The sequence below is a fragment of the Aquimarina hainanensis genome (assembly GCF_042684685.1).
Classification (GTDB): Bacteria; Bacteroidota; Bacteroidia; order Flavobacteriales; family Flavobacteriaceae; genus Aquimarina; species Aquimarina hainanensis.
On sequence record NZ_JBHULX010000004.1, the window covers coordinates 630838 to 653864 of the forward strand.

Annotated in this window: 19 protein-coding genes; 10 read left to right on the top strand and 9 right to left on the bottom strand. The window is 36.0% G+C overall.

The features are described from left to right. Positions 1-32: 32 nt before the first annotated feature. The 5 genes from ACFSTE_RS08010 to ACFSTE_RS08030 all read right to left on the bottom strand — a co-directional run bounded on the left by ACFSTE_RS08010 (position 33) and on the right by ACFSTE_RS08030 (position 5760). Positions 33-2669, bottom strand: a complete 2637-nt coding sequence (locus tag ACFSTE_RS08010; protein WP_378257166.1) for a BamA/OMP85 family outer membrane protein — start codon at positions 2667-2669, stop codon at positions 33-35. Between the two features lie 4 nt (positions 2670-2673). After that, complete coding sequence (locus ACFSTE_RS08015) at positions 2674-3411, bottom strand: isoprenyl transferase (RefSeq protein ID WP_176028688.1); 738 nt, start codon at positions 3409-3411, stop codon at positions 2674-2676. A gap of 3 nt (positions 3412-3414) precedes the next feature. Beyond that, on the bottom strand, positions 3415-4092 hold the full coding sequence (gene porG / locus ACFSTE_RS08020; RefSeq protein ID WP_176028689.1) for a type IX secretion system protein PorG: 678 nt from the start codon (positions 4090-4092) through the stop codon (positions 3415-3417). Positions 4093-4192: 100 nt separating this feature from the next. Then, on the bottom strand, positions 4193-5077 hold the full coding sequence (locus ACFSTE_RS08025) for an NAD kinase (protein WP_176028690.1): 885 nt from the start codon (positions 5075-5077) through the stop codon (positions 4193-4195). Between the two features lie 26 nt (positions 5078-5103). Continuing rightward, positions 5104-5760, bottom strand: a complete 657-nt coding sequence (locus ACFSTE_RS08030; RefSeq protein WP_176028691.1) for a CBS domain-containing protein — start codon at positions 5758-5760, stop codon at positions 5104-5106. 94 nt (positions 5761-5854) lie between these two features. On the opposite strand from ACFSTE_RS08030, the gene ACFSTE_RS08035 reads away from it, so the two are divergent. From ACFSTE_RS08035 to clpX, 8 genes are all read left to right on the top strand, one after another. Further along, positions 5855-6568 carry a pyridoxine 5'-phosphate synthase gene (locus tag ACFSTE_RS08035; RefSeq protein ID WP_378257162.1) on the top strand — a complete coding sequence of 238 codons (714 nt, stop codon included), beginning with the start codon at positions 5855-5857 and terminating at the stop codon, positions 6566-6568. An 8-nt stretch (positions 6569-6576) separates the two neighbouring features. Then, entirely contained in the window at positions 6577-7344 is a 768-nt protein-coding gene (locus tag ACFSTE_RS08040; RefSeq protein ID WP_378257160.1) for an alpha/beta fold hydrolase, read from the top strand. Between the two features lie 122 nt (positions 7345-7466). Then, entirely contained in the window at positions 7467-8729 is a 1263-nt protein-coding gene (locus tag ACFSTE_RS08045; protein ID WP_378257158.1) for an OmpP1/FadL family transporter, read from the top strand. 46 nt (positions 8730-8775) lie between these two features. Then, a complete protein-coding gene (locus tag ACFSTE_RS08050; protein ID WP_378257156.1) occupies positions 8776-10302 on the top strand; it encodes a G-D-S-L family lipolytic protein in 1527 nt (508 codons plus the stop codon). 199 nt (positions 10303-10501) lie between these two features. Continuing rightward, a complete protein-coding gene (locus ACFSTE_RS08055; protein ID WP_176028696.1) occupies positions 10502-10843 on the top strand; it encodes a phage holin family protein in 342 nt (113 codons plus the stop codon). Between the two features lie 92 nt (positions 10844-10935). Then, positions 10936-12258, top strand: coding sequence for a trigger factor (tig, locus tag ACFSTE_RS08060; protein WP_176028697.1), 1323 nt, complete (start codon positions 10936-10938; stop codon positions 12256-12258). A gap of 103 nt (positions 12259-12361) precedes the next feature. Further along, on the top strand, positions 12362-13036 hold the full coding sequence (clpP, locus tag ACFSTE_RS08065; protein WP_176028698.1) for an ATP-dependent Clp endopeptidase proteolytic subunit ClpP: 675 nt from the start codon (positions 12362-12364) through the stop codon (positions 13034-13036). Positions 13037-13117: 81 nt separating this feature from the next. Further along, a complete protein-coding gene (gene clpX, locus ACFSTE_RS08070; RefSeq protein WP_176028699.1) occupies positions 13118-14350 on the top strand; it encodes an ATP-dependent Clp protease ATP-binding subunit ClpX in 1233 nt (410 codons plus the stop codon). A gap of 325 nt (positions 14351-14675) precedes the next feature. Here the strand turns inward: clpX and ACFSTE_RS08075 are convergent, their stop codons facing one another. Together ACFSTE_RS08075 and ACFSTE_RS08080 are read right to left on the bottom strand one after the other, a co-directional pair. Beyond that, complete coding sequence (locus tag ACFSTE_RS08075) at positions 14676-15029, bottom strand: hypothetical protein (RefSeq protein ID WP_176028700.1); 354 nt, start codon at positions 15027-15029, stop codon at positions 14676-14678. Between the two features lie 254 nt (positions 15030-15283). Beyond that, positions 15284-16804 carry a GH3 auxin-responsive promoter family protein gene (locus tag ACFSTE_RS08080; RefSeq protein WP_176028701.1) on the bottom strand — a complete coding sequence of 507 codons (1521 nt, stop codon included), beginning with the start codon at positions 16802-16804 and terminating at the stop codon, positions 15284-15286. 128 nt (positions 16805-16932) lie between these two features. On the opposite strand from ACFSTE_RS08080, the gene ACFSTE_RS08085 reads away from it, so the two are divergent. Continuing rightward, entirely contained in the window at positions 16933-17727 is a 795-nt protein-coding gene (locus tag ACFSTE_RS08085) for a DUF2797 domain-containing protein (RefSeq protein WP_176028702.1), read from the top strand. Between the two features lie 78 nt (positions 17728-17805). Here the strand turns inward: ACFSTE_RS08085 and ACFSTE_RS08090 are convergent, their stop codons facing one another. Then, positions 17806-20124 (bottom strand): trypsin-like peptidase domain-containing protein, encoded by a 2319-nt coding sequence (locus tag ACFSTE_RS08090; RefSeq protein ID WP_378257151.1) that lies wholly within the window; start codon positions 20122-20124, stop codon positions 17806-17808. A gap of 606 nt (positions 20125-20730) precedes the next feature. Between ACFSTE_RS08090 and ACFSTE_RS08095 the strand changes: the two genes are divergently transcribed. Further along, a complete protein-coding gene (locus ACFSTE_RS08095; RefSeq protein WP_176028704.1) occupies positions 20731-21525 on the top strand; it encodes a hypothetical protein in 795 nt (264 codons plus the stop codon). Between the two features lie 197 nt (positions 21526-21722). Here ACFSTE_RS08095 and ACFSTE_RS08100 read toward each other — a convergent pair whose 3' ends face one another. After that, a complete protein-coding gene (locus tag ACFSTE_RS08100; protein ID WP_176028705.1) occupies positions 21723-23027 on the bottom strand; it encodes a hypothetical protein in 1305 nt (434 codons plus the stop codon).

Consider the following 23027-nt stretch of genomic DNA (forward strand, 5'->3'; position numbering starts at 1 on the left):
CTGTTTTGTTAATTGAAATAATCATGCCAAAATTAAAACTGTTGCCCTATGATAAAGTGAGTTTCCCATCCGTTTGGTCCTGTATTTGTACCAGGGATAGGGTCTAACCCATAACCGAAATCGATTCCAAGTAATCCAAAGGCAGGCATAAATATACGTAAACCTAGACCAGCAGATCTATTTAATTGGAAAGGATTAAAGTCTCTAAAACTATCGTAAGAAGCTCCTCCTTCTAAAAACCCTAGCATATAAATTGATGCAGATGGTTTTAGTGTAATAGGGTAACGAAGCTCTAACGAATATTTATTGTAAATTGTTGCCCCATCGTCAATTAATTCTGGATTATTTGATCTACTTTGTGGAACCAGGGATTGATTTGGGTATCCTCTAAGACCTATAATTTCTCTGGAATCAAGACTACCTCCTCCGAGACCATCTCCTCCAAGTGCAAATCTTTCAAAAGGAATAACTCCTCGATCACTATTATATGCACCTAGGAATCCGTATTCAGCTCCGGTTCTTAAAACCAATGGTTTTTTTCCGATGTTAAATAAGGATGTGTACCAGTTTCCGTTGAATTTAATCTTGTAGTATTCCAGCCAGTTAAATCTTTCCTGGTCGATCGCTCCAATTTCATCAGTGATTTCCTGAGCTCTTAGCGATCCTGCGGTTGTATTTCTATCTAATTCACTTAGTTCTTCTTCTAGGGCACTTCTCTCATCAGCTAAAGCTTTATAATCAACTCCATCGAATAAAGAGTAAGGAGGTGAGAATTTAAAACTAACATTAAAATCAGAACCTGCAGTAGGGAATATCGGGTTAACAGAAGTGTTGTTTCGATTAATTCCGATGGTGTATGCTAAGTCGTTAGAGTATCCGTTTCCAAAAGTAAATAAACGGGTGTTATAATTTTTTAGATTAAAATGTTGAACACTTAATGCTTGAGAAAGGGTGAAATAATTATCAGGCCAGTTAAGTCGCTTCGCAATACCAATAGTTGCTCCTGTTCTAAGGAATCGTTGATCTTTTGCTACATCTCTTGTTCTGCTGTTAAACAGGTAGTTGATAGAGTGAGAAAAAGAGGTAGATAGCTGATAAGGTCTTTTCCCTCCTAACCAGGGTTCTACAAATGAGATACTGTAAATCTGAAATATTCTACTAGCTTGTGCTCTGATTCTGAAGGTTTGTCCATCACCCATTGGTAATGGGCGATATGCTTTTTTGTTAAAAATATTTCTCATCGAGAAATTGTTAAAGGCCAGACCGAGTGTCCCAACGAACCCTCCTCCTCCAAATCCACCTTGGAGCTCAATTTGACTGGCTCCTCGCTCTACTACAGGATAATTAATGTCAATTGTTCCGGCATTCGGGTCAGCGTTTAAGAATTGCGGATTTAATTGCTCTGCATCGAAAAACCCTAACTGACCAATTTCCCGAATGGTTCTAACTACTAATTCCTTACTGTATCGTTGTCCTGGTTTTGTACGAAGATTTCTGTAGATTACATGATCATTCGTCTTGTCGTTCCCAGAAACAGTTATATGATTAAAATGTACAAGCTTTCCTTCTCTGATTCGAATTTCAAAATCAATAGTATCGTTTTCTATTTTTGTCTCTACAGCATCAATATTAGAGAATAGATATCCATTGTTTTGGTATAAATTCGTAAGGTCATTAGCATCTGGTTTTGTCTGATCTTGTATTTGTTTTTCTAAAAGAACTCCATTGTACACATCTCCTTTCTGGATCACTAATTGCCGGGCTAATTGCTTATCTGTGTATACGCTGTTTCCTAAAAAGGTAATGTCACCGAAGTAGTGCTTGTTTCCTTCTTCAATAGCCAGTGCCAGTGAGACTGTTTCATCTTCATTAACAATTAGGGTGTCAGAAACAATTCTGGCATCACGGTATCCTTTTTCTTTGTATTTGGTAATGATGCTTTCTTTATCTTCCTGATATTTATCTTTTATATATTTCGATCGTTTCCAGAAGCGAAGTGGTTTTTTCTTCTTCGTATTTTTCATGGCAGCCAATACTTTTTTATCAGCCAACTGGGAGTTACCATTAATAACAATATTGTCAATTTTTACTTTCTCCCCTCTATCTACACGGATTAGCATATTAACTTTATTCGTGTTTGTAGTATCTTTTACGGAAGAAACATTAATGGCAACTTTGGTATTTAGAAATCCTTCTTTTTTGTATTTGTTAGAAATGTAGTTACGTGTATTGGTAATGAGGTTTTCGGTAACTTTTACTCCTTTGGTCAGTCCATTATCTTTAATGAGTTCTTCTCCTTTTCGTTTTTTAACTCCTTCAACGCGAACTTCACTTAATTCGGGAACCTCCTGAATATGTATTTCAATATCGGCAACTCCATTTTCTATTTTAGTGATATAAAAATTAATATCACTAAATAGTTCAAGGTTCCATAATTTTTTAATGACTTTTCGGATTCTATCTCCGGGTAGATAAATACGTTCCCCTTTTTTTAATCCTGTAAAAGTAACAACGGTACTTTCATTGTAACTACTAATTCCTGTTACTTTGATTTCTCCGAGGATGTACTGTTTTCCATTGGTACCAGGTAAATCTTGTGCTGTAACTGATACTGTGTTTAGTAAAAATGCAAAGATTGCAAAATAAGCAATTGATAATTTTCTTGTCATTCTTTTAACTAAGCTGTTCACTAGTTTTTCCAAATCTTCTTTCTCTTTGTTGATAATTTAATATGGCTTCAAATAAATCATGTTTTTTAAAATCAGGCCATAATATCTCAGTAAAATATAATTCAGCATATGCAATCTGCCATAATAAGAAATTGCTAATACGCTGTTCTCCACTTGTTCGTATTAGTAAATCCACATCAGGTAGATTTTTGGTATACAAATGCTCATTAATGACTGTTTCATTTATGAGATGTGGCGAAAATACATTATTTTTAATTTTAATGCTTATTTCTTGGATAGTTTTTATGATCTCTTCTCTACTTCCATAGCTGAGGGCCAGGGTCAAAGTCATACGGTCGTTAGATTTTGTAGAATCAATAACTTCCAGTAATTCTTTTTTTACTTTGGGCGGGAGGGCATCTAGATTGCCAATGGCATTGAGCTTGATATTGTTTTTTTGAAGGGTTTTAATTTCTTTTTTTAAAGAGCTGACTAAGAGTTTCATTAAAGTTTCTACCTCTAATTTTGGACGATTCCAGTTCTCAGTAGAGAAAGCGTATAGCGTTAGATATTTAACACCAATTTCTGCACTGGCTTCTACAGCTTCTTTTACAGCTTTAGATCCGCTTTTGTGTCCTGCCGTTCTGAATAATCCTTGTTTCTTAGCCCATCTTCCGTTACCATCCATAATGATGGCTACGTGTTTCGGTATGTTAGAGTTTAGTTGATCTTTTTCTGTCATATGTTAGAATACACACAAGCAAGGAATTCTACCCCAAGTGTATGACAATGTGATGCCTGTAAATACATACCAATCGTTATTATCGGTATTGCCAAAGCTATTTCCATACGCACTGTCGGGATTGCTGCCATCTATATTATCGGTAAAAGTATATCTGGCACCGATTTCTGCTCCAATTACTAAATTACGTCCTAAAGTCTTTTTTATACCTACGACCATTGGAATTGCAAAACTCCATTTGTCTGCGTAGGCAGTGATTCGATTGTTTGCATCTACTGCAGAAGCACCATAATTAAAAGTGGTAATACCTGTATAAAGATAAGGTGTGAACTGAGGTTTATCATTATATAAATACCACTCCCAAAAATTAAACTCCATTCCAGCAGAAATTTCTTTTACAGAATTTGTAAAAGTTAATCCTCTTTGTTTTCTCCTTTGATCTCCTTTGGCATCATCAGCACTTAGTTTAGCATATAGAAACGATGCTCTAAATGCATGTCGCTTGCTTCGGTTCCATTTTCCGATAGCACCAATGGCGAGCTTATTGGGAGAAATATAAGTAGTAGAACCTATATCTCCAATATAATTAGACCCACCAGCCATCAGTCCGATTTCATACGTTTGTGATGTGGCGAATTGCGCGAAAAATAAAACTACTACAAATGATGCTACGTACCTCATAGGTTTTCAAAAGTTTGCAAATATAACAATTAACTTTACTACACAAGAATTTGAGTAAAATAGTATGCTTTTAAAAACAGTTTTTACTCAGAATTATTGTTTAGTTCCTTTTATCTTCTCCCCAGAGCATTTTTTTTCTGAGTGTTTTCAAAAAGTTATTTCCTTCTAGAACAACCATGTTAATCTTGAATGGGGCTTTTTTTATAATTACAGTGGTGTCATTTTTTAATGTGTGAATTCTGGAGTCCAAAGAGACTAAATAAGTGTCTTCTCTTCCAGATGCTTTTAATTTTACTTCTTGGTTATCTGGGATAACCAACGGTCGTACATTGAGATTATGGGGTGAGATAGGGGTTAGTACAATGCTTTCAGTATCAGGAGTGATAACAGGTCCGCCACAGCTTAATGAATAACCGGTCGACCCAGTTGGTGTTGATACAATTAATCCGTCTGCCCAATAAGAATTTAGGTATTCATCATTTAGGCTGGTGTGTACGGTAATCATAGAGGTGGTATTTCGCCTGCTTACCGTTACCTCATTCATTGCGAAATTAAGTACTCCAAATTCATCATTCTTCGGGGAGGTTTCTATTGTTAAGAGACTCCTGGGGGAGATGTAAAACTTTTTATTAAGAATTAGTTCAATACTGTCTTTTATTTCTTCTTTTTGGATGGTAGCAAGAAATCCAAGACGTCCTGTGTTTATCCCAGCTATTGGGATGCCAAGGTCTCTTACATAAGTTACCGTTTTTAATATAGTGCCATCTCCTCCGATACTAAAAAAGAGATCATATGATTCATCCAGCTCTTCAAAGGTGCTGAAATGAGAATAAGATTTATCGATATCATCATGGAGGTTGATGAGCTCCAGAAATTTCTTTTCGATAACTACCTCTACCTTGTTCCTGTCAAGAGTTTCCAGAAGCTGTTGGATGTATATGCCAGAATTTTCATGATAAAATTGCCCATAAATTCCTATCTTCATTCGAATCAGTTTTTAAAATGTATTGATTATATGTTTAGGTATTTTTCCAAATATTTCGAACGCTCTTTAAGGTTGGTTAAAAAAGCATCTTCCTGATGGTGAGAGGTGATGTTGTAGCTATACCTTCTGAAAGTCTGAACTATGTTGTTCAAGTCACTGTCACTGATTTTTATGGTAATTTGAGCGACATCATTCTCAATCATAGAAATAAAAAGACCTAGTATTTTGGCATTGTTGGACTCAATGATTTGAGAAATTTCACTAAATGAATAATCTTGTACTCCCTTTTCTATTATAAGGATATTGCCCGGCTCATTGAGGAAAGGTGTTTGATTGAATAAATTCATAATGTCACTGAGTTCCAGGTATCCCAGATATGTATTGTCATCATCAAGAACAGGCATGATGTTAGTATTGTTCTGGGCAAAAGACTCAAGAGTATCCAGCCAATTGTTTTGTTCTCTGACAAAAAAGCCTTCTAATGCGTATCGGTAAGCATCTAATTTTTTTTCAGTTTCAAAACTTCTAATATCAGCTTCGGGGATGCAGCCTATATATATACTGTCTTTTGTAACAGGGAAATGTGTATAGGTTAATTCATTGAATAGTAGTTGTATGTCTTCTATTTTGGCGTCAACCCCCAGAGGTTCTATTTCATTTATTATATGTGGACTCGTCTTCATATGCGGCGGTATTTTATGCAAATTAATCAAAAATATGTAAGCAAGGCGTTTTCAAGTTCGTATTTTTGCTAATTGTAATTTGATAATATAATCTATGACAAAGTTAAGTGTTAACATTAATAAAATAGCAACGCTACGTAATTCTAGGGGAGGAAATACGCCAAACCTATTAAAAGTTGCTACCGATGTAGAAACTTTTGGAGGGGAGGGAATAACCATTCACCCTAGACCCGATGAGCGTCATATACGATACCAGGATGCCTATGACTTAAAACCTGTAGTTTCTACAGAGTATAATATAGAAGGAAATCCTATTCCAAAATTTGTAGAATTGGTTTTGGCAGTTAAACCAACTCAAGTAACCTTGGTGCCGGATGCAGAAGATGCAATAACCAGTGATGCAGGTTGGGATACAGTGAAGCATAAAGATTTTTTGAAAGAAGTAATCGCAGAGTTTAAGACTAATGGAATACGAACATCTATTTTTGTTGATCCCGTAGCAGCTATGATTGAAGGGGCGAAAGAAACAGGCACGGATAGAATCGAGTTGTATACGGAAAGTTATGCGGCAGCCTATACTTTGGGGAATGAGAAAGCAATCCAGCCATATGCAGATTGTGCACAATTAGCTTGTGATATCGGATTAGGAGTTAATGCAGGGCATGATTTATCATTGGATAATATTAAGTTTTTTAAAGAAAATATCCCAGGACTTTTAGAAGTTTCTATAGGGCATGCTTTGATTAGTGAATCATTGTATTTAGGACTGGAGAATGTGGTGAATATGTATCTTCGAAAGTTAAAATAGTAAAAGAGATGGAGCTATACGCTAATGTAATCGGAGAAGGGAGACCGTTTTTAATTCTCCATGGTTTTTTAGGAATGAGTGATAACTGGAAAACGCTGGGAAAACATTTTTCTGCAGAAGGCTATCAGGTGCATCTAATAGATCAACGAAACCATGGAAGAAGCTTTCATAGTGATGTTTTTAGTTATAAGGTGATGGCAGAAGATGTCAAGATGTATTGTGATGCGAATGATTTAAGTGATGTGGTCTTATTAGGGCATTCTATGGGAGGGAAAGTAGCGATGCAGTTAGGGGTTATTTATCCCGAGTTGATTAATAAATTGATTATTGCAGATATCGGTCCCAAGTATTATCCACTTCACCATCAGGATATATTAGATGGGTTGCAGTCATTAGATTTCGAGACTTTACAAACAAGAGGAGCAGTAGATAAAGAACTAAGTAGCTATGTTAGTGATCCTGGAGTTCGAATGTTTCTTATGAAAAATTTGTATTGGAAAGAAAAAGGACGATTAGGTTTGCGTATAAATCTGGATGCTTTGGTCAAAAATGTATCAGAAATAGGAAAGCCTCTTGATGAAAACGAACAATATAAGCAAGAAGTATTGTTTCTTAAAGGGGATCGTTCTAATTATATTCAGGAAAGAGATAAAGAAAATATTCTAAAACAGTTTCCTGCGGCTGTTTTCGGGGAAATCTCTAACGCAGGACATTGGCTTCATGCTGAAAACCCTAAAGAGTTTATGGTCAATGTGTTGAAATTTGTTAAAAATTGACATAAAAATACTATGTACGCATAATATTTTAGTTAAATCGTTGGATTATTCGTAATTTCCTTTAAATTTGAAATGTGAATATTACCAAATCCTTATAAAATAAATTAATTCTTTTTTTTATTATGAAAAAACTTTTATCATTAATTCTATTCATGTTAGTGACAGTGGTCACGTATGCGGGTGGATATAGAGTGAGTATTCAAGGACAGAGAGCGTTAGCTATGGGGCATACGGGTGTCGCAGTAGTTAATAGTGCTGAGCTGGTGTTTTTTAACCCGGCAGGTCTTGTGTACTTGGAGAGTAAAATAAATGTTAGTGCTGGAGCTAATGCCGTTTTCGGTCAGGTAGCATTCCAGAATGAGCTTACTGGTATTTCATCAGAGACAGATAATCCGGTAGGTACCCCATTAGAATTATATGGTTCTTATAAAGTCAATGATTGGATGACATTGGGATTAGGAGTGTATACTCCATATGGTAGTGAAGTAGTTTGGCCTACCGATTGGGCAGGTTCTCATTTAGTGAATAATATAGAACTTGCAGCCATATATATTCAACCGATCGTTTCTTTTAAGCTTTCGGATGTATTTAGTATTGGAGGAGGACCAATATTTGTAACTGGTTCTGTTAATTTTAACAGGAATTTATCCAGAACACTGGCAGATATCGATGGGAATCGTTCGAATGTTACACTGGATGATTCTGGTGTTAGTAACTGGGGATGGAGTATTGGAGCAATGTTTAATCCATCAGAACGCCTTCGGGTAGGATTCAATTATAGAAGTGAAATTATTATTAAAGCAGAAGGAGGAGAGGCGACATTTAGTAATGTTCCGAACTCTCCAGGAGTTCCGTTTTCTAATGGGACGACTACTTTCGATGCCAACCTGCCTTTACCGGCAGAATTAACTGTTGGGGTTTCTTATCAGTTAAATAAAAAATGGTTATTTGCCTTTGATTATAACCGACAGTATTGGAGTGTTTATAAATCATTAGATATTGATTTCGGTAATACGCCTACGGGACCTGACTCCAGAAACCTGAGAAATTATAAAAATTCATCTGTTTACAGATTTGGGACTCAATATGAAGCAACTCCAAAAATTACATTGAGAGCAGGGTACTATTATGATGAAACACCAGTTCGTCCTGGGTTCTTTGCGCCAGAGACTCCACGTAATGATTCACAAGGGTTCACAGGTGGGTTGAGTTTTGCGGTTACTCCAAAATTAGCAATTGATGCTTCTTTTCTTTACCTGAGATTTTCAGAAGTAGAAGCTTCTTATGATTATGCGACAGAATCTAATGGACAATTTTCTTCTTTTGGAGGAACGTATAAATCAAGTGTTTTTTCACCAGGTTTGGGAGTAACATATAAATTGTAATAGCAGAAAGAGTAGGTCTCTTTTTCTGTAATAAAAATATAATCAGATGAAAAATAACATAAAATATATCACATTACTGGCATTAGGAATGATTGCTTGTGAGCCAGAATTTGAAAATCCTATTGATGAATCAGGGAATTATGAAAGTGGAGAAGCGAATTTTTCTAATTATGTGGCACTGGGGAACTCTTTAACAGCAGGGTTTGCAGATGGAGCTTTGTATATTACAGGGCAGGAAAATTCGTATCCTAATATCTTGGCTCAGCAATTTAAATCTGCAGGAGGAGGTGAGTTTACTCAGCCTTTGATGAATGATAATGCAGGTGGAGCATTGTTGTCTGGGACTCAGATTTTGGACAATCGTTTCGTGTTAGCTTTTGGAGCTGATGGTAGTCCTAAGCCGGCGATTTATACAGGGGCAGCACCAACAACTGAGATATCAAACAACTTAGGGAATACTTTTAATAATATGGGGGTTCCGGGAGCAAAGAGCTACCATTTAGTAGCCCCAGGTTATGGAAATGTAGCAGGGGTGCCTGCAGGGACAGCAAATCCGTATTTCGCAAGGTTCGCTTCTTCTGCTACTACTACAGTAATAGCAGATGCAGTAGCACAAAACGCTACATTCTTTAGTCTTTGGATAGGTAATAATGATGTATTGAGTTATGCTACTTCTGGAGGAGAAGGAGAGGATCATAATACAACAGGAAATCTGGATCCAGCTACTTATGGAAGTCAGGATATTACCAATTCTAATGTTTTTGCCGGGGTGTATAGTCAATTAGTAGATGCTATGCTGGCAGGAGGAGCAAAAGGAGTATTGTTGAGTCTGCCTAGTGTGACATCAATTCCTTATTTTACTACTGTTCCTTATAACCCTGTTCCGATGGATGCGACTACAGCTGCGGGAGCAAATTTAGCCTATGCGCAGTATAATGGAGGTCTTCAGCAAGCGCTTGCTGCCTTGGCAGGAACTGGTTTATTAACAGAAGAAGAAGTGGCAAGAAGAACAATTACCTTTGTAGAAGGTCAGAATGCAGTAGTAATTGAGGATGAAGATCTGACAGATTTAGGGGCGATTAACCCTGCATTTGCAGCACTTCCTAAATTGAGGCAAGCAACAGCAGAAGATTTGTTGGTGCTTCCTGCTAGCTCGATTATCGGAACCTTGGCAGATCCTAATACACCAACATCTGTTATTGGAGTTGGGGTTGCGTTAGAAGATAAGTGGGTGCTGACACCAGAAGAGCAAACAGCGATTAGTACGGCACAATCTGCCTATAATCTTACAATAAAAGGAATAGCTGATGCTAAAGGTTTGGCATTTTATGATGCAGCAGCAGACTTAGAAAAAGTGGCTACAGTAGGAATTCCTTATGACGGAGGTGTGGTAACTTCTGAGTTTGTTAGAGGTGGAGGTTTTTCTCTGGACGGAGTACATCCAACTCCTAGAGGGCACGCTATTATAGCAAATGGAATCATGAATGCACTAAAGAGTACCTATAATACTAACTTGCCCAAAGTAAGACCGGGAGATTATGGTACGGTAACATTGAGTAATGATGTAAACTAAGGCTGAGGATAATAAATAAAAATATAAAAGACCTACTATGATTACATAGTAGGTCTTTTTTGTTACTTTTAATTTACATTGTACCGTTTCATTTTTGGTGTAAAGTTGCAATGGTAACGCTGTGGTTCCTGAAAATGACCCTTATCTGGTGCAATAGGAGTAAAGGTTTTGTGAATAATTTTACTAAAAAAATAGAAACGTGAATTTGATTTTAAAGATTATGTTAAGTGCCGTTGCAGTACTTATTTTAGCGAAGGTGCTTCCTGGAGTGGCAGTAGATAATTATATAAGCTCTCTTTTGGTAGCAGCTGTTTTGGCATTATTGAATACTTTTTTAAAACCCATATTGGTCGTGTTGACCCTTCCGGCAACAATTCTTACACTGGGGCTTTTTTTGCTGGTGATTAATGCTGCAATTATTTTATTAGCAGATGAGTTTGTTTCGGGTTTCACCGTAGATGGGTGGTTATGGGCCTTGATTTTTAGTGTTTTATTAGCTGTATTTCAGTCAATATTACATTCTGTTTTGAAAAAAGATTAAAGATATCTGTTTTTCAGAAAGTTAAAACTTTGTAGTGAGTTAAAAAAGTATTACTTTTGCAACCCGATTTTTAGTACTTAAAAGTAGAGATAATGAATATTTCAAAAGAGCAATTAGACGAATTAAATGCTGTAGTAACTGTAGATATCGCAAAAAGCGATTATAGTGATAAGGTTGAGAAAATCTTAAAAGATTATCGCAAAAACGCTAATATACCAGGTTTTAGAAAAGGTCATGTACCAATGGGATTGGTGAAAAAACAGTATGGAAAAGCTGTTTTGGTAGATGAGGTAAATAAGCTGTTGCAAGAATCATTGAATAAATATCTCACAGAAGAAAAACTAGACGTGCTAGGAAACCCATTGCCCAAGGAGCAAGAGAATTTTGATTGGGATGCCGAAGACTACTCTTTTGAATTTGAATTAGGATTAGCTCCTAAATTTGATGTGAAATTCAATGGTAAAAAAGCCATTACACACTATAAGATTGTTGCTTCTGATGAAATGATCGATAATCAGGTAACAACGATTCAAAAACAATATGGGAAGTTAACCTCTAAAGAAGAAGCAGACAAGAATTCTTTAGTAAGAGGAACTTTTGTGAATGAAGAAAAAGAAATTAATAAAGAAACAACTGTTTCTTTAGATAAGATAAAAGGAAAGAGAAACCTAGATAAATTTGTGGGGTCTAAAGTTGGAGATGTATTGTCATTGAAAACAAAAGGATTATTTACAGATGAGCATGATTTGATAAGTGCTTTAGGAGTTTCTCATGACGAAGGACATGGGTTAGAAACTGAAGTAACTTTTACGATTTCTGAAATCAATGAACAAGAATTAGCAGATTTGGATCAGGAGTTGTTTGATAAAGTTTACGGAGAAGGGAATGTAAAGACAGTTACTGAGTTAAAAGATAAAATCAAAGAAGACGCAGAGCGTCAGTTTGAGCAACAATCAGATAGCCGTTTGTTAAACGACATTACTGAGAGTGTTTTAGAGAATACTAAATTCGACTTGCCGGTAACATTTTTGCAAAAGTGGATTCGAGTAACAGGAGAGAAACCTTTGACGGAAGATGAGGCAAAAGATGAATATGAAAAGAGTGAAAAAGGATTGCGTTATCAGTTAATAGAAGGAAAAGTAATCAATGATAATAACCTACAGGTAACCTTTGAAGAGTTAAAAGGTTTTGCAAAAGATCTTATCAAAGGACAGATGGCACAATTTGGTCAGACAAATCCTGAAGATAAAGAGTTAGACGATATTGCAGCCAGAATTTTATCAAATCAGGATGAGGTAAAAAGAATCTCTGATCAGTTAATGAGTCAAAAATTATTAACCTTTTATAAGGAGAATGTAAAACTAAAGACGAAAGAAATTAGTTTTGATGACTATGTAAAAGAGGTGTATAAGTAAAAAAACTGCTTATAAATAAAGGAATTTATACTTATATTTAAGGCGTTGAACTATCAAAAGTTGACGCCTTTTTTATTTAAATAAAAAATTCAAAAAAAAATATATGGATTACGGTAAAGAATTCGAAAAATTTGCTACTAAACATCAGGGAATTAATAGCAACTATTATAATCAGATTATAAGTAGTATGTATCCTATGGGGATGACACCAAATATTATTGAAGAACGTCAGATGAATGTGGCGATTTTTGATGTGTTTTCTCGTTTGATGATGGATCGCATTATCTTTTTAGGAACAGGTATTAATGATCAGGTGGCGAATATAATTCAGGCACAATTATTATTCTTGGAGAGTGTGGATTCTGCCAAGGATATCCAGATATACATTAACTCTCCGGGGGGAAGTGTATATGCAGGATTAGGAATCTATGATACAATGCAGTTTATTAAGCCAGATGTAGCGACTATCTGTACAGGTATGGCAGCTTCTATGGGAGCGGTATTATTATGTGCAGGAGAGAAAGGAAAAAGATCTGGATTGCCACATAGTAGAGTGATGATACATCAGCCATTAGGAGGAGCACAAGGTCAGGCTAGTGATATTGAAATTACAGCAAGAGAAATCTTGATCCTAAAAGATGAGTTATATAATATTATTGCTAAACATTCCGGGCAGCCATTCGATAAGGTGTATGAAGATAGTGATAGAGATTATTGGATGAAGGCAGATAAAGCACTGGAATATGGAATGATCGATGAAATTTTAACAAGAGAATGATTTTAACACTTCAGATGTATGATTGTTATAAAAGTACAGCATACATCTGAAGCAGTTTTTTAGAAATAGAAAATACAAATTATGGCGAAAGAAGACTTAGAGTGCTCTTTTTGTGGAAGAAAGAAACCTGAAACCAATTTGTTAATAGCAGGATTGGATGCGCACATCTGTGATAGATGTATTGTTCAGGCTCATGGGATTGTACTGGAGGAGACAAAAGAAGAAGATAATGGAGAGTTGAGTAATGAGTTGATGCTACGGAAACCCATGGCAATTAAAAAGTTTTTGGACGAGTACGTAATAGGTCAGGGCTTTACAAAGAAAATAATGTCTGTAGCAGTATATAATCATTACAAACGATTATTGCAGCCACAAACTGAAGATGATATTGAAATTCAGAAAAGTAATATCATTATGGTTGGGCAGACAGGAACAGGAAAGACTCTGATAGCAAAAACAATTGCTAAAATGCTTAATGTTCCTTTGGCGATCGTTGATGCTACTGTTTTGACAGAAGCGGGATATGTAGGAGAAGATGTAGAGAGTATTCTTACCAGACTATTACAGGCAGCAGATTATAATCTGGAGAAAGCACAAAAAGGAATCGTTTTTATTGATGAGATTGATAAGATTGCCAGAAAAAGTGATAATCCAAGTATCACCAGAGATGTATCAGGAGAAGGTGTGCAGCAAGCGTTATTGAAACTGTTAGAAGGGACAATCGTCAATGTTCCGCCAAAAGGAGGAAGAAAACATCCGGATCAAAAATTCATTGAGGTAAATACAGAGAATATTCTGTTTATTGCTGGAGGTGCTTTTGATGGGATTGAAAAAATTATTCAGAAACGATTAAATATGCAGGCTATGGGATTCAGCGCTTCTAAAAGTGAAGATACCATAGAAAAAGATAATTTATTGCAGTATATCATTCCAAAAGATTTAAAAGATTTTGGACTGATTCCTGAAATCATCGGACGTCTTCCTGTACTATCATACATGAACCCGTTAGATGCAAAGACGCTGAGGGCTATTCTGACCGAGCCTAAAAATGCAATCATCAAGCAATATAAGAAGCTTTTTGAAATGGATGATATTGCGTTTTCTATTACTGATAAAGCGTTGGATTATATTGTAGAGAAAGCCATAGAGTATAAATTGGGAGCCAGAGGACTTCGATCTTTATGTGAAGCAATCCTTACAGATGCGATGTATGAGTTACCAGAAAGCGAAGAAAAAGAATTCGAGGTGACGGAAGAGTACGCGGCTCAAAAACTCAATAAGTCAACTATTAATAAATTAAAAGCAGTGTCTTAGAGCCTGTTTAAGTATTAGTAGCTAGTTTATAATAAAAACATAAAAAAGCTCTTATTGCTAATTAGTAATAAGAGCTTTTTTTATTTGAGCAAAAAAAGGTTTTTTTAGGGTATCTCGAGAATATATTTATATTCAAGTAGTACTATTTGCTTATAAACTAGGTTTTGCTGTATGATTGTGTGTTTTGTCAGTGTGTGATAAGAAAGCTTACAATAAAACTAAATAAGCTCCTAAATAAGATGTGTTTGTGTAAGAAATGAAGTTATGGATAAGAATAGATAGTGAAATAACCAAATAACTTCTCTATTAGTAATTGTGCAGTTAGTTAGTAGTCCGTCTGAGTTGGCTGATCTTCTTCAGAATATAATATTAAGCTTTTTGCTTTAGAAATGATCTCTTCTGTGCTTTTGATAGCTACACCTTTACTGTTTCTTAATTCGATATCGAAACCATTTTTATCAATTAGTGCTTCATAAAAAGCAACTCTAGAAGTCTCGCTATAGCATATATTTTCATCTTCAGATACATCAAAAGCCTTTGCTTTAGTGTTAGAGGTTGACTTGCTCTGTTTAGAAATAGTGTTCGTGGTGTTTTGAAATTTAGCAGATGTATTCGCCTGTTGCCCGAAAGTGATGATGGTGAAGAATGTGAAAATTAAGTTAAGAAATAAGTTTTTCATAATGTTGGGGCTTGGGTTAATCTTTTAACTATCTGGAAACAAATTTAATATGAAAAAATAGAATCAAGAACCTTTTTTTTAATTTTTAGACTAATAGATGCGTTTGTTCGATGAACAACACAAAATGTGCTTAAAAACTATTAATTTAACATCTATTTAATACGGTTAAACCGTAAAATAAAGGTAAAATATGCAATATTTTTACGTTAAAAACGTCAATTTCAGCTTTTTGTGTATGGTTGATTCAGAGGTTGTTACTGCCTTGTATTGAGTTCTAAGAGCTCTTCTATATATGTTCGTTTATTCGATAGACGAGGTATTTTATGCTGCCCCCCTAACTTGTCCTTTTTTTGAAGCCAATCGTGGAATAAGTTTTTCCTAGCAGTACGGATTTGAAGTATATTTAAGGTAGTATTATTGTATCTTTTGGCTTCGTAGTCACTATTTACCTGTTGTAAATTCTGATCCAGAATCGCTGCAAATTCAGAAATATCTTTAGGAGGTGTCTTGAATTCTATAATCCATTCATGAGCTCCTTTTTCCTTACCTTTCATAAAAATCGGAGCGACGGTGTAGTCAACTACTTCACTCGCTGTAACTTTAGAAGTTAAGCTCAAGGCCTTTTCTGTGTTTTCGATAATTAATTCCTCTCCAAACACATTAATGTGGTGTTTGGTACGACCAGATATTTTGATGCGATACGGAGTGATTGAAGTAAAGCGCACTGTATCTCCAATTTGGTATCTCCATAGCCCAGCGTTGGTTGTGATTACAATAGCATAGTTCTTGCCAATTTCAACCTCGCTAAGTGGAATTATTATTTGTTGATCAGTTCCGTAGGTATCCATAGGAATAAACTCGTAGAAGATACCGTAATCAAGCATGAGTAATAACTCTGAAGAGTAATTTCTGTCCTGTATTGCAAAAAAGCCTTCAGAGGCATTATAGATTTCATAGTATTTAAAAGAATCCCGGGGAAGAATTTTTTGATATTGATCCCTGTATGGATCAAAGCTGACACCTCCATGGAAATATACCTCGAGATTCTTCCAGATTTCTAATAGGTTTTCCTGTTGTTGGGTCTCCAGTACTTTGTTTAGTAAGACGAGCATCCAGGAAGGAACTCCTGCAAGACTAGTTACATTCTCCTGGATAGTTTCCTGTACAATGGCTTCCATTTTGATTTTCCAGTCATTCATCAGAGAAACTTCATTACTGGGCGTAGAGCTAAATTCAGCCCACAAGGGCATATTGTCAATAATGATGGCAGATAAGTCACCATAAGAAGTGCCATTTTGTTTGTTTAGTTTTTTGCTTCCTCCCAATCGAAGACTCTTTCCTGTAAAAAGCATAGAGTTTTCATTATTGTTCAGATACATACAGAGTAAATCTTTTCCGGCAGCGTAATGACAATCTTCCAGAGATTCCTGACTTACAGGAATAAATTTACTCTTGGCACTGGTAGTTCCACTGGATTTAGCGAACCACTTAATAGGTCGTGGCCAAAATATATTGTGCTCTCCTGATCGGGATCTTTCAATAAGAGGTTCATATTCCTCATAAGTTTTTATAGGAACCCGTTCTTTAAAAGTTTCATAACTGGTAATCGAAGCAAAATCATATGCCTTTCCTACCTCGGTGTTTTTTGCAACTTCCAGTAAATTGTGTAATAACTCGTGTTGTACTTCATTGGGATACTTTAAGAAAAGCTCCATTTGGTGAAAACGCTTTTTAAGAAACCAGCTGGCAATAGAGTTAACTAGAGGTATTGGCATTTTTTGATGTATATTTAGGCTGAATTTTTACCCTGGAGATACAAACTGTTCAAGTATCTCAATAAGGAACTAAAATAATAAAAATAATAACATTCCATTACGGGATTAGTGATATAACATGACTTTTTATGCAATATAAAGGAGTACTTACTAAAATGCAGACAGAGATTGCAGACCCCATTCAGTATTACCTGGTTTTTGAATCAGATTTTATCCATATGAATCAATTGTTAGATAAAACATTGACTATTTCGTTAGAAGGATACCAATGTCTGGCATGTGGCTTGGAAAAGAAGATTTTCAGACAGGGATTTTGCTATGATGATTTTTATAAACAACCTCAGGTAGGAGATTGGGTTATGCGTCCCGAATTAAGTAAAGCACATTTGGGGATAGAAGATCGTGATCTGGAGTATGAAAAAAAAGTACAACTACAACCTCATATTGTATACCTGGCAAATTCTAGTAATGTAAAGGTAGGAGTAACCAGAAAATCTCAGGTTCCCACCCGATGGATAGATCAGGGAGCTCATGAGGCAATAGAAATAGTAGAGGTTCCTAATCGATACCTGGCAGGAATTACAGAAGTTGCTCTCAAAGAACATGTGGCCGATAAGACTAATTGGAGAAAAATGCTGAAAAATGATATTGAGGATGAAAAACTTATTGATTACAGAGAGCGCTTAAAGCCATTTATACCTGAAGAAGCAAAGGAATATTTTATAGAGACCAATACAGAGACAGCATTGCACTTTCCTGTATTGCAATATCCGACGAAAGTAAAAAGTCTTAACCTTGAGAAAACTCCACACTATACTGGAGTGCTAAAAGGGATTAAAGGGCAGTACCTTATCTTCGAAGATGATACAGTGTTTAATATCAGGAATAATGAAGGAACTGTTGTCGCTTTATCAATTCAGTAATTGAATTAAATGTTTATCTTACAGAAATAGAAAAAGCTGCTCTTCTTGAGCAGCTTTTTTTATTTATAAGTGCTTTTTCTATTTCTTAATAAAACTAGCAGTATGTGTGCTACCAGAAACATGTATTTTGATCATGTATAATCCTGGTTTTAAGTGTTCCACAGGAATTGTTTTTTCAAAATTTCCTTGTTGAACAGTTTTACCACTTAAGTCTAGAATAGAATATGAAGTAGCAGTAGTTCGTTTAGCAGCAAGCTGAATTTGAATATGGTTGATTGCCGGATTCGGGTACAATGACATAGCAGCCGTTAGCGTTTCTTTTGCTACATCTGTACGTTCTAAAATAACAGTTTCTTCTGTTTCTGTACTTTCTCTTGCGCCACCTACACAGAAGTTTTTAGTTTCAGAAGCACCAAAGTTCCCTCCACTAGCCAGGGTTTGTCCATTTTGGTCTGTAAGTGTATAAGAACCATTTCCATAACTACAACAGATGCCGTCTCCATAGGAATCCTTAAATGTCAGACTATAACAACCAGCATCCAGGTTTTCAGAAATGCTGATAGAAGAACCATCAGGTTCTGATCCGTAAGTTCCTCCAGATGCGACAACCTGACCTGCACTGTTTTTGATATCCCAGCTTGTTTCTTCTGGGTAATTATCCAGAGTGATTGCCAATGTTACTTTGTACTGATTACCTCCAGAGGAGTCTGTAGATAGTTTGAAATTATCAATCGCCATATCTCCTTGCCAGGTAGTACCACTAACTCCGTTGAATCGCAGTTTTACAACCTTTCCAAGGTAGCTAGCCAAGTTAACAGAAGCATTGTTCCAGGCATTTCCTTGATTCCCGGATTTGGACCAGATTGAATTCCAGGTTTTCCCATCATCAATACTAGCTTCTAGTTGTAAACTTCCCATAGTATTAGCTCCATACATATGATAAGCAAAGCTCAGGGAAGCTGTATTTTTTCCTTTAAGGTCAAAACAAGGGGATGTTAAAATAGCTTTTTTGTTTGGATAGTTAGGGGAAGATGTCTCCATGTATACGTAATGGCTTCCTGCATTAGCAGCACTAGGTCCCGTGTCTCTGGATGGAGTTGCTCCTGTTTGCACTGACCAGTTAAAGTCATCTGTAGTGCTTTGTGTCCAATTACCAATAGTGTTTTCAAAACTTTGCACATAAGGGAAACTGTTAACTGTAGTTTTGCAATCGTCTATAGGAGTTCCCCCATTGTCTACTCCACAGTTAGGCATTCTATTTCCAATTTTGGCAATAATTGCATCGCTTCGTCCATATGATCCGTTAGGGCACCCTCCTGTATTGTGGATGGCTACAACCAAGTGAGAGTCATACTTGATAACAGGAGATCCTGAACTTCCTCCTTCAGTATCTGCATAGTAACGTACTGTTTGCCCTCCGGAATTTGATACAGCGTAGACTCTGGAGAATCCATTCGTATCTCCATCCCGGTCTGATTTTACAGAAATTTCTTTTCTTCTTCCTCCAGGGTGTTGCGGAATATAGATACGGTCTCCTTTTGCCGGAGCCACTGAACTCAGACTGAGATATCCATATTTTTGTGTTGGATTTACGGGAAGTTTTAATAAAGTAAAATCAAGCCCGGAATCTGTCATGATAAAGCTGGCCGAGGTAGCAACAGTTTCACTGGTTGCATTCGCAGAACCACTACAGCCATCTTTCCTGTAATTAAAGATAACATCTACGTTTTGAGCAGCAGAGGCACTACCAATACAGTGATTATTAGTCATTAGATTTCCTTCACATCCTAATAGCCATCCTGTACAAAGACTACGACCTCCAATGATCAGTTTACTTACAGCTTCTCCTTTGGCAAACATTTCGGTACCCTGATAACATGCAATAGGTTCTTTGTTATCACTATTGCAAATTGATTTTTGACCTAGAATTTTTTCTAATTTTTCGGAAGTATATCCATATGCAACCTTAGTAATATCAAACCCATAGTGCTTATCGGATTGCCCAAAGCTGTATAGTGTAACAATGATTTTATCTTCGAAAATAGCTTGTGTCCAGAAATCACTGATCATAGTCATCTGTTCATCAATGATTTTTCCTTTTTGTCCGTAGATTTTCGTTTCACCATTGTTAGGACTATATATTTCTACATAATCCCCGGGTGCCAGATCAAAATTCTTAAAGTATAGTTTTACATAAGAAGCCTTGGCAGAGTAAAATTCTTTTTGATAGAGAATTTGTTTTCCGGATTTTGCTGTTGTATACGGGTGCGAAGTCGATTCATCGAGTTTAAATTCATCTGCAATGATCATGGGTTTTTGCGCGTAATCTTCTTTGGGATTTTGTGCAGAAATTGTGACAGTCATGAGCATGACTATCAAAAGCAAATAGTTTTTCATTTTTTAGTGAGTTTGTAGATTATTAGTATAGTAAAAAATGATTCTATTACTTTTTTTCCGAACTGATAGTGTATTCCCCCAAATACAAGACAGGTGCAGCCATACGCTGTCTTTTACATATCGATATGACCAGAAAAAATGGCATGCTCTTTTTTTTCCAGCCCAACAAATCTATCATAATGTTTTGAGAAATAAAAATATAATGTATTGATTTTTAGTTGTTTTTGGTTGTTTTAGGAGGAGTGGAAGTCGCTTTTCTTGACGTAATTAAAAGAATCATAAGTAAGTATTTAGCCTAGTTGTCACAAGGGATAGCTAGTGATGAAAGAAGTGCATTTTTTCCAGAATCGTTTACATTTTGTTAAAATCAAAAAAACTTTTACAAGTTTTTATAGATTAGCCGCTTGGGATATTCGGATGCTTGTATCCGGAAAGGGGAAAATATTTGAAACATCTACTTATGAACAGGTCGACTTAGATAGGTGTTGTACGCTTTTTATTTTAGTGATCTTCTCTATAGAGATAATTGAAAGTATTGTAGCATGAATTTATCTTCTTGATAGCAAGTGTCTCAACAACAGTTTTGTCAATATATACCGTAGTTACATGATACATGAAATAAAAAAGTTTTTACTACTTATTAATCTTCAAACCATTATTATATCAGGCTTGGCAGTATTGTCTACAGCCTTGTGTATTTATTTTAAATTCGAGGCAGAATTTCCATTAACACTGGTAGCTACCTCTATCATTTTTCCGATTGTTTTTTCTATAGGAGGAGCGTATAAGCGCAGAGAAGCAGCCTTAAGAGAATACGCAGCAATCAAAGGGTATTTACGAGCAATTTATTTTGTGTCCAGAGATTGGTTAGAGACTCCGAAACCAGAGAATATAGCTAAGATGAATCAGATTATTTATGACTTTTTTAATAATTTCAGAATTATGTTTACCAGCTCTAAATCTGAACTTATGGAGAATGAAAAAAAGGTATATGATAGTTTTTCTGATTTTTCATTGTATATAAAACATGAACTAAGAGGAGAAGGACTTTCATCAGGAGAATGTTCCAGAACGAACCAATACTTACAAAAAATGATGATTTCGTTCGAATCAATTAAGCATATCTATCAATATAGAACTCCTAGGACATTACGCGCATTTAGCTCGTTATTCATAAAAGTACTTCCAGTTGTGTATGGACCATATTTTGCATATAAGGCAGAAGATATGTCATGGGGGTTAGAGTTTGTAATTCCAATTTTACTAACAATGATTCTTGTGAGTTTAGAGAATATACAAGAGCATATGGAAAACCCTTTTGATCAGGTAGGAGAAGATGATATTAAATTCAATGTAGAGAAATTTATGCAGCGATTAGAACACCAGTCCTCAGATGATTAGTACCTGTGTATGAAGTTAGGAAAATTCATATTTGTTATAAGATATGTGATCCCGGAGGAAGCCTATGAAGTACTTGTTTAAAGTTGACTTTTGGTTTCAGGGAATCCTCCGGAGTGTCAAAACATCACTTGATACATAAAATAGTATTGAGGTAATTCTTTTTTATAATGGTTTTGGTTATAGGGTAATACACTATGTTATTCAAAAATCAATACAGGACTAAAACCGTATCCTTTTTGGTTATTGTCTGCAAAGTGAATTTTGTAGAATACAGAACCGTCTGTGGTACGAACAACATGACCAATTCGTGCCATAGGAACAATAATACATTGGTCTTGATGATGCGCAGTCATAAATCGGAGTTCAATTATTTTTTCTTGTCCGTCATCCGTCTTGAATGTTGTATAAGCTATTTTTTTCTGAGCAATATATTGATGAGTGATTCCTTGTAACTCGGTAGCAGTTGCAGGTGAAGGAGATAAGAAAAGTCCTTTTCCGGCTGCTCCCCATTTGTGTTTCCATACAAAATCTTTGTATTCTAGTACCCCTTTCTCAAAAAGCGGGAGTACTTCCGTAAGTTCAAAACAAGGAGGGTTGAATGGATGTTTGATATAGGGGGATAAACGTTTTGATATATCAAACTGTTTACTGGGGTGATTTATAAATTTTAAGTGGTCATATCGACAATCAAACCTAAACTTCCAGCTTTCTTCATCTACCGGGTAATGTTGATCAAAAATAGCATCCGAAAGTAAAATTCTATTATAAAGTCGATGAATAGAGCTCGGAGAACTACTTCCCGGAGTTTGATGGTATAGACGATTTTCAGATTCAAAAATATCATTTCTGTCGGCAAGTTTTACGGAGATATCCAGTTCTTTTTGAGTAGCGAAAAACTCAAAATTAGTTTTTTGCGAATGGAGATTAATATCTGTAAGATACACCTCTTCCTGATGTCGTCCTCCAAGAATTCGTTGGTATATTTTTTTGAACTCTTCCCAGGTGGTAGAAGCGCTATCTGCAAAAATCGAAATATCCGGATTTTCTATTTTTTGTGCGAGAAAGCGATTAAGTCTGGCAGCACTGATAGGGTAGGTGGCTACTGCCTGAAATTCGATGTTGTGTAATCCGATATCAGAAACTGCCAGATCGAAACTTCCAAAGGAGAATCCATTGCCGTTTTTTTCCTGTGCCAGAAGGTTTCTGGGTACAGGTTTAAAACCAGGAGGGAGCTGATGTTGTGGGAATCGCCCTTCTGTCAGTTTATGCTGCATCTCTCTGATAAAAGATACGAAGTCATTAGCCAGCTTTCTGGAAATACCAACAAAATAATTGGCAATCCGCATATTGCCTCCGTTTTCTTCTCCATTAGAAAACTGATAGTCTTTAGAAAAATTAGTGACCATTTCCGTATAAACTTCCTCTGGAATTCGCTGTAAAAAAATATCCTGATTCGGGTGTTCGGTTTTTTGTATTTCATTAAGTTGTTCTGTCTTTATCAT

Excerpts from the sequence above, each read along its gene's own strand:
- ACFSTE_RS08010 (WP_378257166.1), bottom strand. The coding sequence starts at position 2,669 with ATGACAAGAAAATTATCAATTGCTTATTTTGCAATCTTTGCATTTTTA.
- ACFSTE_RS08015 (WP_176028688.1), bottom strand. The coding sequence starts at position 3,411 with ATGACAGAAAAAGATCAACTAAACTCTAACATACCGAAACACGTAGCC.
- porG (WP_176028689.1), bottom strand. The coding sequence starts at position 4,092 with ATGAGGTACGTAGCATCATTTGTAGTAGTTTTATTTTTCGCGCAATTC.
- ACFSTE_RS08025 (WP_176028690.1), bottom strand. The coding sequence starts at position 5,077 with ATGAAGATAGGAATTTATGGGCAATTTTATCATGAAAATTCTGGCATA.
- ACFSTE_RS08030 (WP_176028691.1), bottom strand. The coding sequence starts at position 5,760 with ATGAAGACGAGTCCACATATAATAAATGAAATAGAACCTCTGGGGGTT.
- ACFSTE_RS08035 (WP_378257162.1), top strand. The coding sequence starts at position 5,855 with ATGACAAAGTTAAGTGTTAACATTAATAAAATAGCAACGCTACGTAAT.
- ACFSTE_RS08040 (WP_378257160.1), top strand. The coding sequence starts at position 6,577 with ATGGAGCTATACGCTAATGTAATCGGAGAAGGGAGACCGTTTTTAATT.
- ACFSTE_RS08045 (WP_378257158.1), top strand. The coding sequence starts at position 7,467 with ATGAAAAAACTTTTATCATTAATTCTATTCATGTTAGTGACAGTGGTC.
- ACFSTE_RS08050 (WP_378257156.1), top strand. The coding sequence starts at position 8,776 with ATGAAAAATAACATAAAATATATCACATTACTGGCATTAGGAATGATT.
- tig (WP_176028697.1), top strand. The coding sequence starts at position 10,936 with ATGAATATTTCAAAAGAGCAATTAGACGAATTAAATGCTGTAGTAACT.
- clpP (WP_176028698.1), top strand. The coding sequence starts at position 12,362 with ATGGATTACGGTAAAGAATTCGAAAAATTTGCTACTAAACATCAGGGA.
- clpX (WP_176028699.1), top strand. The coding sequence starts at position 13,118 with ATGGCGAAAGAAGACTTAGAGTGCTCTTTTTGTGGAAGAAAGAAACCT.
- ACFSTE_RS08075 (WP_176028700.1), bottom strand. The coding sequence starts at position 15,029 with ATGAAAAACTTATTTCTTAACTTAATTTTCACATTCTTCACCATCATC.
- ACFSTE_RS08080 (WP_176028701.1), bottom strand. The coding sequence starts at position 16,804 with ATGCCAATACCTCTAGTTAACTCTATTGCCAGCTGGTTTCTTAAAAAG.
- ACFSTE_RS08085 (WP_176028702.1), top strand. The coding sequence starts at position 16,933 with ATGCAATATAAAGGAGTACTTACTAAAATGCAGACAGAGATTGCAGAC.
- ACFSTE_RS08090 (WP_378257151.1), bottom strand. The coding sequence starts at position 20,124 with ATGAAAAACTATTTGCTTTTGATAGTCATGCTCATGACTGTCACAATT.
- ACFSTE_RS08095 (WP_176028704.1), top strand. The coding sequence starts at position 20,731 with ATGATACATGAAATAAAAAAGTTTTTACTACTTATTAATCTTCAAACC.
- ACFSTE_RS08100 (WP_176028705.1), bottom strand. The coding sequence starts at position 23,027 with ATGATAAAGACAGAACAACTTAATGAAATACAAAAAACCGAACACCCG.